Genomic DNA, 19,533 nt, shown 5'->3' with positions numbered 1-19,533 from the left:
GTGAAACAGAACGTATAAACCACCGTCAATATGGCAATTGTGATTTCACAAATACCCTGCTATACCAATTTTGTAATAGGCATATTGAATAAAAAGCAGGATTTGGTTTGCTTTTAATCAAATTTTAATTTAAAATAAGGGCATCACAAAATTTATATTTCATATCAAGAAGGGAAGTATCGCAACATGAAAATTAATTCATTAGCGAAACTCGGTGGGGTTGTCCTCGTTACTGGACTTATCCTCGCAGGGTGTGGGAGCAAGTCTTCACAATCTAAGAAACAGGAGATCAATTGGAGTACTCCGGCAGCAATTTCAACTATGGATACTTCAAAGATGATTGATTTGTATTCAGCACAAGTTGCCAATGGTACAAACGAAGGACTTCTTCGAATGGCTAAAAACAACAAGGCCAATCCGGGGGTTGCCAAAAGTTATAGCGTGTCCAAGGATGGGTTAACATGGACATTTAATCTGCGTCATTCTAAGTGGAACAACGGAGATCCTGTTACCGCCAAAGACTTCGTATTCTCATGGCAAAGAACCGTTAAGCCAAAGACGGCTTCACAATATGCATACATATTTGCCAATATTAAGAATGCAGCAAAGATCAACGCTGGTAAGATGTCACCTTCTAAACTTGGGGTTAAGGCTGAAGGTAACTACAAGTTCGTTGTTACGCTTAATAAGGCGCAAAGTTACTTTAAATATATGGTTACCCAACCCGAATTCTTCCCCCAGAATTCTAAGACAGTTTCCAAATATGGTAATGACTATGCAACTAATTCCACAAAGAATAGCTATAATGGCCCATTTATTCTTAAAGGTTGGAATGGTACCAACGATACTTGGAAGCTTGTAAAGAATACCAAGTATTGGAATGCCAAAGATGTTAAAGTTAAGACGATCAACTTCCAAGCTGTTAAGACACCATCAACTGGTTTGAACAGTTTCAACAGTAACAAGCTTGATTACACCACTTTAAGTGGTACTCTGGCTGCCAACAATAAGAAGAACAAAGCATACACGGTGTTCCCACAAGCATCAACTTCTTATTTGGAATTCAACCAAAAGAAGATCAAAGCTTTAAGAAATGTTAATATTCGTAAAGCGATGGCATTGGCAATTGACAAGAAACAAATGGTTAATAAAGTTATGCAGGGTGGGGATATCACTCCTAAAGGATTTGTTCCTGCAAGCATGGCTAAGCATAACGGTAAAGACTTTGCTTCCCAAGCTTATGTGAAGGCTGGTACCGACTATGATCTGAAAGAAGCTAAGGCCTTATTCGCAAAAGGTTTGAAACAAGAGGGCAAGAAGTCATTGAGCTTGAGCTTGTTGGGCTCCGATGACGATGATAGTAAGCGATCAAGCGAATTTATCCAAAGTCAACTTGAAAAATTACCTGGTTTGAAGATTACCGTTCAAAGCATTCCATTTAAGTCAAAATTGTCTCGTTCAGAAAGTCAACAATTTGATTTGGTTACATCTGCATGGATTGCCGATTATCCAGATCCAAGTAACTTCTTGGACTTGATGACATCAAACAATTCATATAACGATGGAAAATGGTCAAACAAGCAATACGATGCTTTGATCAAGAAATCTGAATCTACAGATGCCAACAATGAAACTGCTCGTTGGAACGATATGGTCGCTGCTGAAAAGATCTTGATGCAGGATCAAGGAATTGTTCCACTTTATCAACAAGGACAAGCCGCTTTGGTACGTTCATCTGTTAAGGGTGTTCAAGCCTTTACAACATCACCACAGTATGACTTTAGTAAGGCTTACGTTAAGTAATTATTAAATGAACAGTTCAATGTATTTGAGGCTGGTTATTGAAATCCGGCCTCTTTTACATTATTATGGGGTTTATGAAAAAATAGTTACAACATAATTAGAAATGAGAGGAACACTTATGGCAAAATACTTGGGAAAACGAATATTTTATATTATTCTGACCTTGTTTATCGTCACTACAATCACCTTTTTCTTGATGAAATTAATGCCAGGTACTCCATTGACCAATCAAGCCAAGCTGACACCGACACAGATTCATCAGATTTATAAGCAGTATGGGTTGGATAAACCCGTCTGGCAGCAATACCTGGTATATCTGGGCGGAGTGATTCATGGTAACTTCGGTACTTCATTCCAGTTCAGTAACCAGCCGGTTTCATATCTGATTTCCAGCCGTCTTGGACCATCATTGATTATTGGTGGCCAAGGAATGGTCCTCGGGGTTCTTGCAGGATTAATCGTTGGAGCTGTTGGTGCAATCAAGGCTAATACCTGGGTTGATACTTCAGCTACCATCATTTCAATTCTGTTTATCTCAATTCCTTCATTCGTTTTGGCGGTACTGTTGCAGTATTACCTGGGCTTGAAGCTGAGGTTATTCCCAATTGCCGATTGGGGCGGGTTTATGTATACCGTCCTGCCGACCTTGGCGTTGGCCGCGTCGCCGTTAGCTGAAACCGCCCGATTCATGCGGACGGAAATGGTGGACGTGCTCAGCTCGGATTATATCGAGCTTGCGAAAGCCAAGGGGCTCAACAAAGTTGGAATTATTTACCACCATGCTTTGCGTAACAGTTTAATTCCAGTTGTTACCATTATTGGACCTTTGGCCGTTAACATCATGACCGGTTCAATGGTTGTTGAAAACATCTTCTCGATTCCTGGTATTGGTGAACAATTCGTTAAGTCAATCTTGACCAACGATTACCCAACTATCATGGGACTGACAATTGTCTATAGTGCGATGCTTTGTGTTGTGCTGTTAATTACTGACATCGTTTATGGATTGATTGATCCACGAATCAGAATTAATAAGTAGGAGGGAGAATAATAATGGCAGACAATGCAAAACAAACTTCAGCTGACGATTTCACACCAATTGCCGGTGCTGATCGTGCCAAGCTGGACGACGAAAAAATCGCAACGCCATCTTTAACTTTCTTACAAGACTCGTGGCGTCGATTGAGAAAAAATAAAGCAGCTATGATCGCTTTAGTCCTGTTGATTATTCTGTTCATCCTAGCGTTTTTCTCATTTATTTTTGAAACACATAATCCAAATGCAACCAACCCGAACTTGGCGAACTTACCACCCAAGATTCCGGGCATTGATATTAACGGATTTAATGGAACTATCGAGCAATCCGGTGAACGGATCAACGCATATGCGCAAGCTCATGCTGGGAACCATTTCTATATCTTAGGGACCGATTACCTTGGTCGAGACCTGTTCTCAAGAATTTTATATGGTACTCGAATTTCACTTGAAATTGCCTTGATTGCCAGTTTCTTCGATTTGGCATTCGGTGTTGTTTACGGAATCACTTCAGGTTGGATCGGCGGCAGAGTTGATACTTTGATGCAACGAATCATTGAAATCATGCTGTCAATTCCTAACTTGGTTGTTATGGTTCTGTTAATCCTGGTATTGAAACCAGGTATGACCGCAATTATCCTTTCAATTGCGATTACCAGTTGGATTAACATGGCCCGGCTGGTCCGGGCGCAAACTCTGGAACTAAAGAATCAGGAATTTATCCTGGCGGCTCGAACGCTGGGTGAAAGTTCTTGGAAGATTGCCTTCAAGCATTTATTGCCGAACTTGAGTAGTGTCATCATCATTAACTTGATGTTCACCATCCCAACGGCGATCTTCTTTGAAGCCTTCCTGTCGTACATTGGTATAGGTATCAGTGCACCACAAGCATCACTTGGTACTTTGATCAACGATGGGCAGAAGAACTTCCAGTTCTTGCCATATCAGATGTGGTATCCAGCAATCGTTCTTTCAGTATTAATGATTGCATTTAATATCTTGGGTGACGGGCTTCGTGATGCCCTTGATCCAAAGAGTAGAGAGTAGGTGTTTTGAGATGGAAAACGATAAAGATGTTCTTGAGGTAAGAAATCTCAAAATCAACTTCAATACTTATGCCGGTACTGTTAAAGCGATTCGAGATGTCAGCTTTGACCTGAGAAAAGGTGAAACCCTTGCGATTGTTGGGGAATCCGGTTCAGGAAAAACTGTTACCACAAGAAGTATTATGGGGTTAAATTCACCCAACGCTGTGATCGACAGTGGAACAATTATGTTCAAAGGTCAGGATTTATTAAAGAAGTCAAGAAAGCAAATGGATCAGATTCGTGGCCGAGATATTGCCGAAATCTTCCAGGACCCAATGACTTCACTGGATCCGACCATGAAGATCGGTAAGCAAATTGCCGAACCCCTCATTATTCATAAGGGTATGAAACGTGAAAAAGCCTATGCCCAGGCATTGGAAATGATGAAATTAGTTGGAATTGAAAACGCCGAACAGCGGATCAACAACTATCCTCACCAATTTTCAGGTGGTATGAGACAACGAATCGTGATTGCGATTGCTTTGGTCAACTACCCGGAAATTCTGATTGCCGATGAGCCAACAACGGCTTTGGATGTGACCATTCAAGCTCAGATTTTGGACTTGATGAAGGAATTACAGGCTAAGACCAACACCTCGATCATTTTCATCACCCATGATTTGGGAGTTGTTGCCGGAATGGCTGATCGGGTTGCCGTTATGTATGCCGGTAAGATCGTGGAATATGGAACAGTTGATGAAATCTTCTATAATCCAAAGCACCCATATACTTGGGGACTGTTGAACTCAATGCCGACGATGGATACAAGTGGTACTGAATTGCCTTCAATTCCAGGAACACCACCCGACTTGTTGGATCCACCAGTTGGGGATGCATTTGCTGCCCGTAATAAATATGCACTTAAAATTGATACTGAAAAGCAGCCGCCATTCTTCAAGGTGTCTGATACACACTATGCGGCAACTTGGTTATTAGATCCAAGAGCGCCTAAAGTGACCCCACCAGCACCAATCATTGAACGTCAAAAACACTATGCTGAACTTGTTCATGAGGAACTGAACAAGAGCAAGGGTAATCATGTTGAAGAACAGGAGGAACAACTGTGATCGATTATTCAGATGAAAATAAAATATTACAAGTTGAACACCTGAAACAATACTTCAACATTGGTAAAGCCAACGAGGTTCGTGCGGTTGACGACATTACCTTTGATGTTTATCGTGGTGAAACATTTGGATTGGTTGGTGAATCCGGTTCTGGTAAAACCACGACTGGACGGGCAATCATTCATTTGTACGAACCAACGTCCGGTAAGATTATCTTCAATGGGCAAGATGTTTCAAAACTTGATTCCAAGAAGCAAAAGCAGACTTTCAGACGTGATATGCAGATGATCTTCCAAGATCCTTATGCCTCATTGAACCCACGAATGAAAGTTAAAGATATCGTTGCTGAAGGAATTGACATTAACCATTTGGCAAAGGACGATGCTGATCGTTCCAAGCAGGTTGAAGATTTGCTGGAAACTGTTGGTTTGAATAAAGACCATTCCAGTCGTTACCCACATGAATTTTCAGGTGGTCAACGTCAACGGATTGGGATTGCCAGAGCATTGGCGGTTCAACCAGAGTTTATTATCGCTGATGAGCCAATCTCAGCGTTGGATGTTTCGATTCAGGCCCAAGTAGTTAACCTGTTGAAGAAGCTGCAGCGTGAACGAAATTTGACCTATCTGTTCATCGCTCATGACCTTTCAATGGTTAAGTACATCAGTGATCGGATTGGGGTTATGCATTACGGCAGAATGCTGGAAATTGCCAGTTCGGATGAGATTTATGCTCATCCACTGCACGATTATACGGCAAGTCTACTGTCGGCGGTCCCAGTGCCGGATCCAGAGTACGAGCGGGCACGTGTGCAAATTCCATATGATGCCAGCCAAGAATTTGACGGCAAGGAACGTTCATTAGTGGAAATCGTACCGCATCACTGGGTACGGGCCAGCGAAGATGAAATACCTATGTATAAAAAGCGCGCACAGGAAGATTCACGGTTAAAAAAATAGAGTGTGCGGAACCAAGCGTTTAGAGACTGAAATCTAACAGGGGCCGACCGAAAATCGAGTTTGATTTTTGGTCGGCCCCTGTTAGATGCAAGTCTCTGCTTGGTGGAGCACAATTCGGCTAGGTAGAAGTGGAGAGGGCCCCAAGTGAAAATCGAGTTTGATTTTTACTTGGGGCCTTTTAGATGCAAGCCCTTGCTTGGTGGAGCACAATTCGGCTAGGTAGTCAGAATAAAACTAAAAACAATATCAACAAATAAACGCCATCCAAGTTTTTCATACTCGGACAGCGTTTATTTGTTATTTTTTAGAATTGAGATTAGTCAAACTATAAAGATCATTTGCATTCTTCAAAGCTGTTTGATATTGGTGCTTGGTGCCTGGATTTACCACGTTAGTTCCAGGTGTGAAATGGATCTTTTCCGTCCCGGCTTCAACAGAAGTTTTATAATACCACTTTTTGAATCGGAGAAAGTCGAGCTGATCTTTCATCTTTTTTATTCGTTGTTCAAGCGCAGCTTCTTCGTGATCAAGGTAGTCATAGCGTTCTCGAAGAGTGCCGTCACCCTGCATACAGAGGTCAATAAAGTGGGCGATATCTTTGATAGGCACACCACTTTTTTTCAGGCAATTAATCACTTCAAGAAAATTTAAGTCGTTTTGCTTAAATTTTCTGCGACCAGCATTGTCTCTTTCGACAAATGGGAGAAGTCCTTTTCTATCATAAAAGCGGATTGCCGAAGTGCTGATTCCCATTTTTTCTGCTACATCACCAATTGAATACATATTTTACCTCATTTCTCTTTTGTGTTGACTTGAACCTTGGTTTAAGTTGTACCATAAAATTATCCGTTAATCAAAAAGGAGTAGATATATAATGGCAAATAAAACATGGTTCATAACTGGGACTTCTACCGGATTTGGTCGTTCTTTGGCCACCTATTTGGTTCAGCAGGGAAATACTAATGTGGTCGCAACAGCCCGTCACACTGATCAGCTGGGCTATCTTGACAAGTATGATCACGGTCAAATTCTTAAACAAACATTGGATGTGACCAATCAGCAAGAAATTAAGCAGGCTGTCGAAGCTGCTACGTCAAAATTTGGTACAATTGATGTATTGGTCAATAATGCAGGATTAGGATACTTTGCCACTTTTGAGGAAAGCGATCTGGATGATGCAAAATATATGTTTGACGTTAATGTCTGGGGATTGGTCGATATGACAAGAGCCGTCCTGCCAACTATGCGGAAACACCATTCAGGCGTGATTGTCAACTTTTCTTCAATTGGCGGGTTGTATTCATTTCCAACTCTGGCGTTCTACCATGGAACAAAATATGCAGTCGAAGGAATTAGCGAATCTTTGGCAAAAGAAGTCAAGGACTTGGGCATTAAGGTAATGTTAATTGAGCCTAGCGGTTTCAGAACAGATTGGGCTGGCCGATCTTCAAAGAAAGTTATGCCTAAGATTGATGATTATAAGCAGTTTGGTGAAATGATTGAAAGCAATGCCAAAGGAGCTCATCATGAAGCAGGAGATCCCGACAAAGCTGCTCAAATTATTTATGATCAGGTCACCAATCATGCTGATGAATTACCATTACGGCTGCCACTCGGGAAATTCTCCAGTGATACAGCGATTGCAAAGTACAAGCAGGATCTCGAGAATTTTGAAAAGCTTCATGATCTGTCTTCATCCGCAGATCAACAATGATTTTTTGAAAGGGGAACTTTGATTGACAGAATTAGAAAAATTAGATGCAGGCAAGCCATACTATTTCTTAGATGATGAGGTGGCTGCTCGAAAAGCCAATGCTGCCAAGCTATGTCAGGAATTCAATGAAATTCCCGCGACGGAACCAGAAAAGCAGACGGCCAAGATTAAACAAATCTTTGGGAAAACCGGTGAACGGGTATCTGTTCAGTCCACGTTCAATTGCGATAACGGCAAGAATATTTCAGTTGGCGAAGATTTTTTGAGCAACTATAATCTGACCATTTTGGATATTGCGCCTGTTACTATGGGACATAACGTCATGATCGGTCCCAACGTGGATATCTACACGGTCAATCATCCAGTGGACGCCTTGCAGCGACGCAAATACATGGCTCAGGGATTTCCAGTTACCATTGGTAATGATGTCTGGATTGGCGGTAAGGCTTCAATTATGCCCGGGGTTACAATTGGAAGTAATGTTGTGATTGCCGGCGGAGCGGTTGTTACCAATGATGTACCTGATAATTCAATGGTTGGTGGCGTTCCTGCCAAAGTGATCAAGAAACTCAGACCAATTGCTGAATAAAAATAAATAAGGAACTGACTTGAACGGTTGGTTCTTTATTTTTTGATCTAAATCACTTGCCTTAAAGTCGACTCGAAGGTTTATGATAAGTAGCAATAAATGAGGTGACACGATGAAAATTAATGAAGTTTCCAAGAAGTATCAGATTGCGTCAGATACCCTTCGCTATTGGGAAAGAGTCGGTGCCATTCCTGCAGTTTCCCGGGATTCTGCTGATTATCGGGACTACGATGAAGAGGACTTGAACTGGGTATCATTTGCCATGTCCATGCGGGATGCCGGCGTCAGTGTGGAGTATTTGATTGATTATATTTCATTATTTAGGCAGGGTAGCCATACGGTTCAAGCACGAAAAGATTTGCTGAACGATCAGTTGGAAATGGTTGGAGAACGGCTCTTTAAGATGCAAAAGTCTTACAACAAGTTGAAGTATAAAGCTGAACATTATGAGAAGATTGATAAGGATTACAAAGGAAAAATGGGTGTGCATTAACAGTCAGTGATTGAAAAATTCAACATTCTTGCTAACAATCAAGTGGCTTTTAAGTTGGCTTTAAGTTGAAGTGGGTATGCTTCTTGTATTCAAATGTTGAAAGGAAGTTTTGAATCATGCCCACTTTAATTGATGATACTAAAATGATTAATAATATTGTGCCTGCGCAACTTGCTCGAGTATTTTACCCATTTATCCTGGTTCATACTGAAGATGGACGATATATGCATATGAATATATCGACAAAGGAAAAACAAGATCCGCTGTTTTGGGAATCAATGAAGTTGATTTTACGATCAAAAATATGGGTCCCGATCGGCCGAAAGTACCATCAGATGTTGGATAATGGCTGGCAGGTACCGGCAGAAGAAAACTAAATAATTTGATATAAAAATGCATTGAGTCGATTTACGGATAAATGAATCCTTAAATCAATCCAATGCATTTTGAATTTGTATTTATTTGGAATGGTCATTGCTTTGCAGAAGCAAATAGTTAGCCATTGTACCCGCTGGAAACAACGCTCCAATCACCTGTAGTGGCATCCATTTGTTCCAACGCACCGTCAGATGTTACTCGGAAGCTGGCAACCTGCGGATTAGTGCCCGTATCAACACCGCTGTTCTTAAAGACAGCAGCACTGTGATTTTCAAGAACGTTGACATACATCTGACCATTTCGCATCTGTGGCATATAAGTGAAGTCTGTCGAGGCAACGTTCATATTAGGATACTTTGCTTTGACATACGGCCAGATCCAGTTGACAACCTGCTGATCGGTTAAGTGACTGCTCGTCGCAGCCGCTGTCGATCCATTAACCGCTGAACCCGATTGCGAGGTTGCAGACGACTGTGATGAGGAGGTCGTTGGACTCGTTGCGGATTTCGACATTGTCAGATCAGACGATGTTAAACCGTCAACTTTAATTTGGTTATTACTGATAAGCGAGATGCTGTAAACAACCGGTGTTTCATCACTGTTATAAGATTTGACGATATAACTGTCGCCGTTTTGTTTGTATGAAACGTTTGACGTCTTATTGGCGGTTTCTGAGTTGTACAAACGATGATTGCTGTCGTATTCATTCACAAAACTACTGGTTGCACTGCTCGTGATATTCAGGAATTGCTTGGTAAATGGCAGCTTCTGCGCGTCGTTTCCGGAATTCTCGGTAAAGTCGGTTGCCCAAGTACCTTGAACAGCTTGAGGAGCGCCGGTCTGCCACTGGCCTGCAACCTTGGCGTCAGCAAGGATAAAGTCGCTGTTGACGTTGTGGTAGGCGGCATTGACCGTATATGCCTGATGTCCGCCATTAATCCAGTTGAATTTCATATTGTAAGATTTATTCTTATTGCTAACCATTGAGAAATTGTAAACATCATTTTGATCAGTTGATTTCATTGATTTAATCTGACTGTTGTCAATGGTGCCGTCCTGCTGAGATGTCAGCTTCCAGTACCACTGGCCGCCTTTTTTATAAAACTGAGAATATACCTGATCCCCGTTGGAATTTTGCGAATCCTCCGGGACCTTCACCTTGGCGGGTGAGAGTAGATTATTTAATTTTGTAGAATTAGCGGGTGCAGTCGATGCATCTTCCGCATTGGATTGTTTGTGGCCGCAGCCTGCGAGTAAAAGAACGCCGGCCAGACCAACACCAATCATAGGTATCATTTTCTTCATGATGTGGACCCCCTGTCGCCTTCATTATACCAGAGCTTGGCAGTTACAAGCGTTCACAATTTCTTCAAATTTTTGTGGTTCAATAAAAGTAATTAAATGTGGAGGTGATTGAATGTTGGACAAGTTGTTTACACAACATCCATATGTAGCAGCGTGGGGAACTCTTGAACTTGTGTATCTTGTTAGTCTCGTGGTATGGGCTGTATTAGGTTCCGGCCGCTTTGGTGATGTATTTGTCGCGGGATTCTTAATCCCAAGTATTATCTGTTCTGCAATTTTTTGGATTGGCTGGAAACGGAAGCACTGATTTTCACTTGAATTCTGCCAAAATGAGTGGGTATACTTTTTTATGTTTAATACATAACGAGCTTTTAATATTGGAGTGGACAAAATGAATTTAAAGCAACATCAAGAATGGCTGGTCGATTTTTACAAAAAACGCGATTGGTACAAATACTCGTCGTTTATTCGGCTGAACTTTTTAACTGAAGAAGTCGGTGAACTGTCTCGGGCAATCCGCGCAATTGAAATTGGTCGTGACCACCCTGGGGAACATGAAACTAAGGGTGAGCGTGAGTACAATCTCCATGAAGAATTGGCAGACGTAATGGATCAGGTCTTAATTCTTTGTGATAAGTATGAGGTTGATCCTGATAGTTTGATGGCGTTCAGTGAAAAGAAATTGAAGAAACGATTTAATGAAAAATAAGAGAGTGGGAAAATAGGCGATTTGATCCCAGAATTTAAGGGAATACATCAATTATTCCCGGTTCTGGAATGGTTGATGTATTCCCTTAAATGGCCGGGATCAGCCGATTTGAGCACGTTTTTGCTAAGTAAGAATGACACCACCAAAGAAGAGGCTGAGGCAAAAGTTTACACTTTTGTCCCAGCCTCTTTTTAAATGCTAATAGTGGTACTTTAATTGAATAATTTGAACTTTATCTGAGAATACGCGATAAATAAGGCGGTCACGTTTATTAATTCTTCTTGACCACATCCCTGAAAGCTCATGCTGCAGTGGCTCAGGCTTTCCTGCACCATCAAAAGGGTGGCGTAAGATTTCGTTGATCAAACTATTGATACGTTTGAGGGTTTCCTTGTCCTCGGTTTCCCAAGAGACATACTCGCCCCATGCTTTCTGGGAGAACTCCAAGGAACAATTATTCATGCTGACTTACCATCTTTGCCCAATCTTCAGGAGTGAGTACCTTGCTATTGTTATCGTCCAACTGTGATAGGGATTCTCTTATCGCCTTTCGATTAGCGTCAGTTTTTAATAAATAATTTGTTTCCTGCCAGGAATTATATTCAGCTTCCGAGATCATCACAACGTTTTTATTATCAGGCCTGGTAACGATCACTGCATCGTCATAGTCTGCAACATCGTCAGCATATTGCTTAAAGTTTTTGCGGATGTCACGGGTTGTGGTTGCTTTTATTGTTGGCATATTTATCACCTCGACAACATTATATCTTAAAAAAAGATATGTGTACACAATTGTGAACACATATCGTTAGTTTTACAAGTCTTCACTCACATTATTAAAGTATTCAACGGAATAATTCTTGCCATCCCAATTAACCTTGGTCACACTGCCGTTCTTGGTTGAAACGTCAACCGGGATATCACTCCATTTGGATACGACGTTTCGAATTAGAGTGCCATGGGTGGCTAACAGGATCTTGTCACCATCTTTTGCCTTTGCAACGACTTCATCAATGGCTGGTTTAAGCCGTTTCCAGAATGCGTCGCCACTCTCGGCGTCTTTATATGGATCCGCAGCCGCAATCATGTCCTCGGCCTTGCTGATACCAAATTCGGCAATCAGGCCATGGAATGAATTAATGCCGATCGGACCGCCAATGGTATGCCAGGTCTTGACATCGTCTTCACCTTCATAGTAGCCGAAGTTTAATTCACGAAAAGCGGCTACCGGTACAGGATCGTTTACTTGAGATGGGTTTTCTTTTAAGATGAGGGTTCCAGTTTTCATTGCTCTGGAGGTGTCACTACTATATGCGGCATCAAATGGAATCTTCTTCAGTCGCTTACCGGCATCAATTGCGTCTTCGATTCCCTTATCGGTCAATGGCGAATCAATTACACCCTGAATCCGGTGGTATTTGTTTAAATATGTCTGGCCATGTCGAACGAAATATAGTGAGATAGTCATATGTGTCCTCCTGTGTATACAATTATTTAAAACATCTAAATTATATCATATCATATCGTCATATATACAGGTATACCAATTATAAAGATTAAGCATATTCAGTTCTTTTATCAGGCAAAAGGATAATGTTTTTTGAATTGATAACGGTTTTATGCTAAACTATTAAGTCAAGTTATAGGGGGTAAATTAATGGCCGATAATATCAAAACACAAGAACAACACCATTTGGACCATGTCATCGATGAGATTCACATTTCCCAAAAGGACCTTGAGAAAAAGATCAAGGCAACCAAGCGGGATGTTAAAGATATTAATCGTAATTTCAACAACGATGTCCGGCTCAAAACTGAAACTTATAGTGGAATGATGGAAACTGCCATGTCGATTCGGCAGCAACAGCAGATGCTATCCGAGCGTGAGAACCGCCAGGAGCACGCTGCCCGTGAACTTGGGACTCTCAATAAGCTTGAGAAGAACCCTTATTTTGCGCGGATTGATTTTCGGGAAGGTGATGAGAAGCGCGACGAAACGATTTATATCGGAATGGCTTCTTTTACCGATCAGCCGGACCATTACCTGATCTATGACTGGCGGGCCCCTATTTCAAGTATTTATTATAACGGCGGCATCGGGGATGTCACATACATGACCCCCGATGGTGAACAGACCGTTGATGTCAAGTTAAAACGTCAATTCCAAATTGAAAATTCCAAGATTAAAACGGTCTTTGATACCGAGGAAGTTGTAGGGGACCAAATGCTCTTGGATGCGTTAAGCAACCGCTCCGATACCAAGATGAAGAGTATTGTCACTACCATTCAGAAGGAACAAAACCAGATTATCCGGGATACCACCTCAGACCTCCTGTTCGTTCAGGGATCTGCCGGTTCAGGAAAAACTGCGGCCGTTCTTCAGCGGGTTGCTTTTCTGCTCTACCAATATCGTGGTAATTTGCATTCTGGTCAGATTATTCTGTTTTCACCTAATCAACTATTTAATGATTACATCAACCAAGTACTGCCTGAACTGGGCGAGCAGAACATGGTTCAAATGACCTTCTATCAATATAGCTCCCACCGACTGCCAAGCGTTCAGGTGGAGACATTGTCCGAACGGTTTACAGAGCAGCTTGATAAAAAAGCGCAAAAGCTCACTGATATCAAAGGGAGTCTGGATTACTTCCGGGCGGTCAGCGCTTACGCCAATCATTTGAATAAAGAAGATATGCGCTTTAGAAACTTAATGTTTAATGGCGAAGTGTTGATCCCCAAAGAAAAAATCGCCGAAATCTATTACGGCTTTAACGAGAATTACAATCTGCGCAACCGAATTGAATCCACCAAAGATGAATTAATGAAGATTTTGAATCGGAAGATCCACGTTGAAATGAAGAAGAAGTGGGTTGAAGAAGCCGTTCAAAACCTTTCGCGTGAAGAAATTCAACAGTTCCACAAAGAGGGCGAAGAAGAAATTTTGAATTCCGATAAAGAATTCAAATTTCTTGCCCGACGAATTGTTGTTAAATCATTCCGAAAGCTTCAACGGCAGATTTCAAGAAACCACTGGTTGAGCATTAACAATCAATTTATTCATATGCTGCGGGCCATTCCACAAATCATCAAGTTAAACAATTTTGATGTGACCAATGAAATGTGGCAGGAAGAAATTAAAGCAACAGTTGGTCGCTTGAAGAAGGGGAAACTGTCACTGGCAGATGCCTCTTCCTACATTTACCTGTATGACTTGATGACAGGTAAACGCGGTGACAAGGATATCCGTTACCTCTTTATCGATGAGGTTCAGGATTACTCGGCTTTCCAGCTGGCATTCTTGAAGTTCAGTTTCCCAAGAGCAAGATTTACCTTGCTTGGGGATTTGAACCAGGCAATTTTCACCCACGAAAACAGCCGGAAGTTATTGGGTGAGTTGGGGAGCATGTTCCCTGAAGATAAGACGCGGGTTGTTCAATTAACCAAATCTTATCGTTCAACCGAACAGATTACCAACTTCACGAAGAATCTGTTGACCAACGGCCAGGATATCATTCCATTCAACCGTCAAGGCGATTTGCCACACATTTACGTGAAGGACGGAATGGATGCGGGCGTGGAGCAAGTCAAGCAGCAGTCTGAATTGAACCTGGCTGATCACGAGACGACCGCCATCATCGGCAAAACCCTTAAAGAGTGTCAAGAACTCAGCGGTAAATTGTCTGAGCTCGGCATTAAGTCAACTTTGATTCGAACTGAGAATCAGCGTTTGGTCAAGGGGATTATCATTGTGCCATCATACCTTGCCAAAGGACTGGAATTCGATAGTGTGATTATGTGGGATGCATCGAAGGCTTGTTATCCTGATGAAAGTGACCGCCAATTGGTGTACACGATTTGTACCCGGGCTATGCATCGCTTGACCGTGGTTGCAATTAAGGAACTGTCACCGATTTTTGAGACGGTGCCGAAGGATGAATATGAGTTAGATTAGAGTGCGAGAAGGCTCGGTAGATGCGGTTTCTAAGGCTGGTTTGTTTGAAGCCGGGGTTTGGGCTTGAAACAAACCAGCCTTAGAAGTAAGCATCTGAGCCGTCCGAACACGTTTCAGCAAAATAACAGAACGAGAAATGCCATATAAAAATAAGCACCAAGAGGTCGGATCACAATGGTCCGACCTCTTTGTCATCAATTTGTAAATTCCAGGCAACATTGAAAGGAAAGTAAATGTTATACTTGTTGGGTTGAGTAAAGACTAATCGGAGAAATATCATGGATGACTTAATAAACTATTATTCATTCACTAAAGATGAGTGGAAACATTTTAATAATGAAAGCGAAATTGATTTGCCTTTGACTTCCAACGAGCTTCGGCATATCAAGGCTTTCAATGATCAAATATCTTTGCAGGATGTTGCCGACATTTATAAGCCGCTGGTGCATATGGTTCGTCTGCAAAAGAATAATTTTGATCAGTGGCAGACCAAAAAAGCCAGATTTCTGCATAAGCGGGTGCGTACAGTTCCGTTTATTATTGGAATTTCCGGAAGTGTCGCCGTCGGTAAATCAACGACTGCGCGGGTGCTTGAAGAGCTGCTGTCCAACTACTTCACCGGTGAATCCGTCAAGCTGATTACGACCGATGGATTTCTGTATTCCAACGCCGAATTAAAACAGCGCGGGATCTATAACAAGAAGGGCTTCCCCGAAAGTTATGATATGAGAAAGCTGATTGCCTTTTTGAATGAGGTTAAGTCCGGCGTGCCGGTTACCAAGTCACCGGTTTATTCTCATCAAAGTTATGACATCATTCCCAATCGTTTTGATTTGGTTGATCGACCGGATGTCTTAATCATTGAAGGAATTAATACCCTTCAGCTGCCAAGCAACGAGCAAATTTATATCAGTGACTTTACCGACTTTTCAATTTATATGGACGCCGATGTTCATTTGATTGAAAAGTGGTATCTGGAACGATTTGGCCGACTCATGGACACGGCTTTTCAGGATCCGGAGAACTATTATTATGACTATGCCCAAGGTGACCGCGAGGAGGCTTTTGATATGGCCCGCAGAGTTTGGGACACGATTGATTTGCCCAACCTCCGAGCAAATATCCTGCCAACCCGGTCACGAGCTGATATGATAATGCACAAGACGGACAATCATTTAATCGATCGATTGTACCTGAGAAAATATTAATGTTTGGATTTTCAGAATAATGTTGACCAAACCTAGTTGAATCGTTTATTATTTATGTAAGAACTTTGAAAGGGTGTATGATTTGGCAAACGTTGACTTATCAAGCTTCGATAAGATTTTGGTGCTGGATTTCGGTAGTCAGTATAACCAACTGATTACAAGGCGAATCCGTGATTTAGGCGTATATTCAGAACTTAAATCGCATGCATTGTCCGCAAAACAGATCAAAGACATGAACCCCAAGGGAATCATTTTCTCTGGCGGTCCAAATAGTGTGTATGAAGATGGCGCTTTGAAGGTTGATCCAGACATCTTTAAGTTGGGCATTCCGATTTTGGGAATTTGTTATGGCATGCAGATTATGGCATATACCCTTGACGGGGAAGTGGAGAAGGCTGATGACTCGGAATACGGTCATGCAGATATTCAAATCACTTCAGATGATGCCGTTTTGTTTAAAGGTTTGCCAAGAGAGCAGCCGGTATGGATGAGCCATGGTGATCTGGTTAACGAAGTTCCAGCCGGATTTACATCAGTGGCAACCAGCCGTAATTGTCCTATTTCTGCTATGCAGGATACTGACCGCAATTTCTATGGAATCCAATTCCATGCAGAAGTTCGTAATACCAAGTATGGTAACGAAATTTTGAAGAATTTTGCCTTCAATGTCTGCCACGCAGAAGCAAACTGGTCGATGGATGATTTCATTGATTTACAGATTGAACATATTAGAAAAGAAGTTGGCGACAAGAAGGTCCTCTTGGGCCTTTCCGGTGGCGTTGACTCCAGTGTTGTTGGTGTTCTTTTGCATAAAGCAATCGGAACTCAACTCACAAGTATCTTTGTTGACCACGGTTTGCTTCGTAAGAACGAAGCCGACGAAGTCATGGACAGCCTGGTTGGTAAGTTTGGTCTGAACATCATTAAAGTCGATGCTCAAGATCGATTCTTAACCAAGTTAAAGGGTGTCTCCGATCCTGAAAAGAAACGGAAGATCATCGGTAACGAATTTATTCAAGTCTTTAACGATGAAGCCAAGAAGCTTAATGGGATTGATTTTCTTGCCCAGGGAACCCTTTATACCGACGTTGTTGAAAGTGGTACCGATACCGCTCAGACAATTAAGTCTCATCATAACGTTGGTGGATTGCCAAAGGACATGAAATTTAAGTTGATCGAGCCTTTGAACACTTTGTTTAAAGATGAAGCCCGTGAGATTGGTGAAAAGCTCGGCATGCCTGAGAACCTTGTTTGGCGTCAGCCATTCCCAGGTCCAGGTCTTGGTATCCGGGTACTTGGCGAAGTTACTCCAGAAAAGCTGCGGATTGTCCGCGACAGTGACTGGGTTCTTCGTGATGAAATCAAAAAGGCCGGCTTAGACCGCGACATTTGGCAATACTTCACTGTCCTTCCAGGATTCCGAAGTGTTGGTGTTATGGGTGACGGCCGAACTTACGATTACACCATTGCTATTCGTGGCGTGAACTCCGTTGACGGTATGACAGCTGACTTTGCACGGATCCCTTGGGATGTTTTGCAAAACGTTTCAACTCGTATCGTAAACGAAGTTGATGGAATTAATCGTGTAGTGTACGACATTACGAGCAAGCCACCGGCAACTATTGAGTGGGAATAATCAATTAATTTATGAATTCAAAGCACAAAATCAAAATTTGATTTTGTGCTTTTTATCGTGTTATATTTCTTGTAAACTGAAGACATGGAAAAGAATATCCTACAGACGATCTTTTTTAACGAATATCAAAATTGGAAGAAGCTTTTACAAAATCATTCACGAGGAGTTAGACCTGTTGTCAAAAAAGAAGTTCGAAATCTCAGTATTGTGGTGATATTCGTAAGGGTTACCGGCTATTTGTCTGTGAAAGATGTCATGAAACTAAATTGATTCCTCTCAAATGTATAGGTAAGTTTTGCCCAACTTGTGCCGTCGGCGAAAGCCAACGGTGGAGTGATCTGGTTGCTGATGATATGTTTTCTGTTAACTGACTTTTGATCAGCGCAACAATCAATGCAATTAAGGCTACAATAAAAGTACCGAAAGCCAGCATTAATTATAATGCTTCTGCAACGGACACTTAGGCTACTCCTTTCGTTAGGATTTATGGGCTTTAAAGGTTTAACATCATAAGCACCACCTCTGATCGGAAATAACAACCGCATTAACTTCTCTACAAACTTTAAATACAGGAGGAATACAATATTGGCTACGTTACAAAAAATCATTTCAGAAGCTAAGGATAATAACAATTTCATTTATCGAGGGTGTGCCTTTGAAAAATATGATTTAGTTCCAACCCTAGCTAGAAAGTTAAAAAAAGACGTCAGTTTTGAACAATATAGTATTTATTCTGACGTTGTTAAAAAGGCCGCTGAGCGAGGGTATTCAGAAGTAGGTATGAGTGGGCTGGCAGATGGCCTTTCTCAGCACTATGGACTCAGCACTAGTTATCTTGACTGGAGTTATTCGGTCTATGTAGCTTTATACTTTGCATTTACCAGTTTTATTAAACAGTTTGTTGATGAAAATATTGTAGATCAGCATATCAATCATTGTAAAATGCTTTGTCTTAGAGACGACTTCAATAGGCACCAGTATTGCCTATATAGACTTAATAAGACCTTATATGATGAGTTAAAGAATCAATATCCTAAATTACCGCTAATAGTATATGATACAGATCATGAAAACGAAAGAATGAAATCACAACAGGGGCTACTATCTAGCATAGATAGCACAAAAGTAAACGATGAGGCTAAAATTCAAAGCTCTCAAATTGAAATATTAGCTGATTGGCTTCGATCTAATAATCCTGAAGATTCTTTGAAGCGATCCGGCGGTAAATACACATGGAATAACGAAATTCTTTTAGAAAAAATAACCTTTAAACTACCGCAAAGAGGTCGAAATTTCTTACAAAAATGCTTAAAAGAAAACGGAGCCACCAGTACAAAATTATTTCCAGATTTTGAGGGTGTAAAAAAGAACATAGAGTTTTCAGAAGATTATAATATTTTGAGAGATTGGGAAATCGCCTATCAAGACGCTCCTTTTCATTCAAACTTTATAGCAAAAGATGATTTATTGAAAATGGTAAATGGAGATCAAAACGTTATAGATTTAAGATTAAATACGGATCATCTTGGGGATGGAGAATTTTTCCCTTTTCAATAAGTTAACGCGACGGGGCTGGGACAAAAGTCCCAGTTAACGC

The 19,533-nt window shown here is 41.4% G+C and carries 20 protein-coding genes and 1 pseudogene; 16 read left to right on the top strand and 5 right to left on the bottom strand.

The genetic code is table 11. The features are described 5' to 3' along the window. Window positions 1-186 precede the first annotated feature (186 nt). From FD17_RS02170 to FD17_RS02150, 5 genes are all read left to right on the top strand, one after another. On the top strand, window positions 187-1,803 hold the full coding sequence (locus tag FD17_RS02170; RefSeq protein WP_057823207.1) for a peptide ABC transporter substrate-binding protein: 1,617 nt from the start codon (window positions 187-189) through the stop codon (window positions 1,801-1,803). Window positions 1,804-1,921: 118 nt separating this feature from the next. Beyond that, entirely contained in the window at window positions 1,922-2,842 is a 921-nt protein-coding gene (opp3b, locus tag FD17_RS02165; protein WP_020281006.1) for an oligopeptide ABC transporter permease, read from the top strand. Window positions 2,843-2,856: 14 nt separating this feature from the next. After that, window positions 2,857-3,885 carry an ABC transporter permease gene (locus FD17_RS02160; protein ID WP_057823204.1) on the top strand — a complete coding sequence of 343 codons (1,029 nt, stop codon included), beginning with the start codon at window positions 2,857-2,859 and terminating at the stop codon, window positions 3,883-3,885. Window positions 3,886-3,895: 10 nt separating this feature from the next. Then, entirely contained in the window at window positions 3,896-4,993 is a 1,098-nt protein-coding gene (locus FD17_RS02155) for an ABC transporter ATP-binding protein (protein ID WP_057823202.1), read from the top strand. After that, window positions 4,990-5,952 carry an ABC transporter ATP-binding protein gene (locus tag FD17_RS02150; RefSeq protein WP_057823200.1) on the top strand — a complete coding sequence of 321 codons (963 nt, stop codon included), beginning with the start codon at window positions 4,990-4,992 and terminating at the stop codon, window positions 5,950-5,952. The genes FD17_RS02155 and FD17_RS02150 overlap by 4 nt, the downstream gene beginning before the upstream one ends. A gap of 297 nt (window positions 5,953-6,249) precedes the next feature. Here the strand turns inward: FD17_RS02150 and FD17_RS02145 are convergent, their stop codons facing one another. Then, a complete protein-coding gene (locus FD17_RS02145) occupies window positions 6,250-6,735 on the bottom strand; it encodes a MerR family transcriptional regulator (RefSeq protein ID WP_057823198.1) in 486 nt (161 codons plus the stop codon). Between the two features lie 91 nt (window positions 6,736-6,826). Here FD17_RS02145 and FD17_RS02140 point away from each other — a divergent pair, with 91 nt between their 5' ends. The 4 genes from FD17_RS02140 to FD17_RS02125 all read left to right on the top strand — a co-directional run bounded on the left by FD17_RS02140 (window position 6,827) and on the right by FD17_RS02125 (window position 9,125). After that, the gene (locus FD17_RS02140; RefSeq protein WP_057823197.1) at window positions 6,827-7,666 is read left to right on the top strand and encodes an oxidoreductase; all 840 of its coding nucleotides are present in this window, start codon (window positions 6,827-6,829) and stop codon (window positions 7,664-7,666) included. Between the two features lie 22 nt (window positions 7,667-7,688). Then, complete coding sequence (locus FD17_RS02135) at window positions 7,689-8,255, top strand: sugar O-acetyltransferase (RefSeq protein ID WP_057823195.1); 567 nt, start codon at window positions 7,689-7,691, stop codon at window positions 8,253-8,255. 112 nt (window positions 8,256-8,367) lie between these two features. Next, a complete protein-coding gene (locus tag FD17_RS02130; RefSeq protein ID WP_057823193.1) occupies window positions 8,368-8,748 on the top strand; it encodes a MerR family transcriptional regulator in 381 nt (126 codons plus the stop codon). A 116-nt stretch (window positions 8,749-8,864) separates the two neighbouring features. After that, a complete protein-coding gene (locus FD17_RS02125; protein WP_057823191.1) occupies window positions 8,865-9,125 on the top strand; it encodes a hypothetical protein in 261 nt (86 codons plus the stop codon). A gap of 118 nt (window positions 9,126-9,243) precedes the next feature. Here FD17_RS02125 and FD17_RS02120 read toward each other — a convergent pair whose 3' ends face one another. Continuing rightward, a complete protein-coding gene (locus FD17_RS02120) occupies window positions 9,244-10,431 on the bottom strand; it encodes a hypothetical protein (protein ID WP_057823189.1) in 1,188 nt (395 codons plus the stop codon). A 112-nt stretch (window positions 10,432-10,543) separates the two neighbouring features. Here FD17_RS02120 and FD17_RS02115 point away from each other — a divergent pair, with 112 nt between their 5' ends. Together FD17_RS02115 and FD17_RS02110 are read left to right on the top strand one after the other, a co-directional pair. Beyond that, entirely contained in the window at window positions 10,544-10,738 is a 195-nt protein-coding gene (locus FD17_RS02115; protein WP_057823187.1) for a hypothetical protein, read from the top strand. 84 nt (window positions 10,739-10,822) lie between these two features. Next, window positions 10,823-11,140 (top strand): MazG nucleotide pyrophosphohydrolase domain-containing protein, encoded by a 318-nt coding sequence (locus FD17_RS02110; RefSeq protein ID WP_057823185.1) that lies wholly within the window; start codon window positions 10,823-10,825, stop codon window positions 11,138-11,140. A gap of 198 nt (window positions 11,141-11,338) precedes the next feature. On the opposite strand, the gene FD17_RS02105 is transcribed toward FD17_RS02110, so the two are convergent. The 3 genes from FD17_RS02105 to FD17_RS02095 all read right to left on the bottom strand — a co-directional run bounded on the left by FD17_RS02105 (window position 11,339) and on the right by FD17_RS02095 (window position 12,608). Then, a complete protein-coding gene (locus FD17_RS02105; protein ID WP_057823183.1) occupies window positions 11,339-11,602 on the bottom strand; it encodes a Txe/YoeB family addiction module toxin in 264 nt (87 codons plus the stop codon). Further along, the gene (locus tag FD17_RS02100; protein ID WP_156653600.1) at window positions 11,595-11,882 is read right to left on the bottom strand and encodes a type II toxin-antitoxin system Phd/YefM family antitoxin; all 288 of its coding nucleotides are present in this window, start codon (window positions 11,880-11,882) and stop codon (window positions 11,595-11,597) included. Before FD17_RS02100 ends, FD17_RS02105 begins: the two co-directional genes overlap by 8 nt. A 72-nt stretch (window positions 11,883-11,954) precedes the next feature. Continuing rightward, window positions 11,955-12,608: a histidine phosphatase family protein gene (locus tag FD17_RS02095; protein WP_057823181.1), complete on the bottom strand. Its 654-nt coding sequence runs from the start codon at window positions 12,606-12,608 to the stop codon at window positions 11,955-11,957. A 189-nt stretch (window positions 12,609-12,797) separates the two neighbouring features. On the opposite strand from FD17_RS02095, the gene helD reads away from it, so the two are divergent. From helD to FD17_RS13395, 5 genes and pseudogenes are all read left to right on the top strand, one after another. Then, window positions 12,798-15,092 carry an RNA polymerase recycling motor HelD gene (helD, locus tag FD17_RS02090; protein WP_057823180.1) on the top strand — a complete coding sequence of 765 codons (2,295 nt, stop codon included), beginning with the start codon at window positions 12,798-12,800 and terminating at the stop codon, window positions 15,090-15,092. Window positions 15,093-15,370: 278 nt separating this feature from the next. Continuing rightward, on the top strand, window positions 15,371-16,300 hold the full coding sequence (gene coaA / locus FD17_RS02085; RefSeq protein WP_057823178.1) for a type I pantothenate kinase: 930 nt from the start codon (window positions 15,371-15,373) through the stop codon (window positions 16,298-16,300). 82 nt (window positions 16,301-16,382) lie between these two features. Then, entirely contained in the window at window positions 16,383-17,936 is a 1,554-nt protein-coding gene (guaA, locus tag FD17_RS02080) for a glutamine-hydrolyzing GMP synthase (RefSeq protein WP_057823176.1), read from the top strand. 84 nt (window positions 17,937-18,020) lie between these two features. Then, window positions 18,021-18,304: pseudogene (locus FD17_RS13555) on the top strand (transposase zinc-binding domain-containing protein); the annotation flags it as partial. Between the two features lie 217 nt (window positions 18,305-18,521). Continuing rightward, a complete protein-coding gene (locus tag FD17_RS13395) occupies window positions 18,522-19,493 on the top strand; it encodes an FRG domain-containing protein (protein WP_082617102.1) in 972 nt (323 codons plus the stop codon). Window positions 19,494-19,533: the final 40 nt, after the last annotated feature.

The sequence above is a fragment of the Lentilactobacillus sunkii DSM 19904 genome (assembly GCF_001435575.1).
GTDB lineage: Bacteria > Bacillota > Bacilli > Lactobacillales > Lactobacillaceae > Lentilactobacillus > Lentilactobacillus sunkii.
The sequence above is the reverse complement of the archived record's forward strand: the minus strand, read 5'-3'. Positions and strand labels throughout refer to the sequence as shown.

What these genes read in the sequence shown, in the direction of transcription:
- FD17_RS02170 (WP_057823207.1), top strand. Translation starts at nt 187, where the DNA reads ATGAAAATTAATTCATTAGCGAAACTCGGTGGGGTTGTCCTCGTTACT.
- FD17_RS02100 (WP_156653600.1), bottom strand. Translation starts at nt 11,882, where the DNA reads ATGCCAACAATAAAAGCAACCACAACCCGTGACATCCGCAAAAACTTT.
- FD17_RS02140 (WP_057823197.1), top strand. Translation starts at nt 6,827, where the DNA reads ATGGCAAATAAAACATGGTTCATAACTGGGACTTCTACCGGATTTGGT.
- FD17_RS02105 (WP_057823183.1), bottom strand. Translation starts at nt 11,602, where the DNA reads ATGAATAATTGTTCCTTGGAGTTCTCCCAGAAAGCATGGGGCGAGTAT.
- FD17_RS02095 (WP_057823181.1), bottom strand. Translation starts at nt 12,608, where the DNA reads ATGACTATCTCACTATATTTCGTTCGACATGGCCAGACATATTTAAAC.
- opp3b (WP_020281006.1), top strand. Translation starts at nt 1,922, where the DNA reads ATGGCAAAATACTTGGGAAAACGAATATTTTATATTATTCTGACCTTG.
- coaA (WP_057823178.1), top strand. Translation starts at nt 15,371, where the DNA reads ATGGATGACTTAATAAACTATTATTCATTCACTAAAGATGAGTGGAAA.
- FD17_RS02115 (WP_057823187.1), top strand. Translation starts at nt 10,544, where the DNA reads ATGTTGGACAAGTTGTTTACACAACATCCATATGTAGCAGCGTGGGGA.
- FD17_RS02155 (WP_057823202.1), top strand. Translation starts at nt 3,896, where the DNA reads ATGGAAAACGATAAAGATGTTCTTGAGGTAAGAAATCTCAAAATCAAC.
- FD17_RS02125 (WP_057823191.1), top strand. Translation starts at nt 8,865, where the DNA reads ATGCCCACTTTAATTGATGATACTAAAATGATTAATAATATTGTGCCT.
- helD (WP_057823180.1), top strand. Translation starts at nt 12,798, where the DNA reads ATGGCCGATAATATCAAAACACAAGAACAACACCATTTGGACCATGTC.
- FD17_RS02160 (WP_057823204.1), top strand. Translation starts at nt 2,857, where the DNA reads ATGGCAGACAATGCAAAACAAACTTCAGCTGACGATTTCACACCAATT.
- FD17_RS02130 (WP_057823193.1), top strand. Translation starts at nt 8,368, where the DNA reads ATGAAAATTAATGAAGTTTCCAAGAAGTATCAGATTGCGTCAGATACC.
- FD17_RS02110 (WP_057823185.1), top strand. Translation starts at nt 10,823, where the DNA reads ATGAATTTAAAGCAACATCAAGAATGGCTGGTCGATTTTTACAAAAAA.
- FD17_RS02145 (WP_057823198.1), bottom strand. Translation starts at nt 6,735, where the DNA reads ATGTATTCAATTGGTGATGTAGCAGAAAAAATGGGAATCAGCACTTCG.
- FD17_RS02120 (WP_057823189.1), bottom strand. Translation starts at nt 10,431, where the DNA reads ATGAAGAAAATGATACCTATGATTGGTGTTGGTCTGGCCGGCGTTCTT.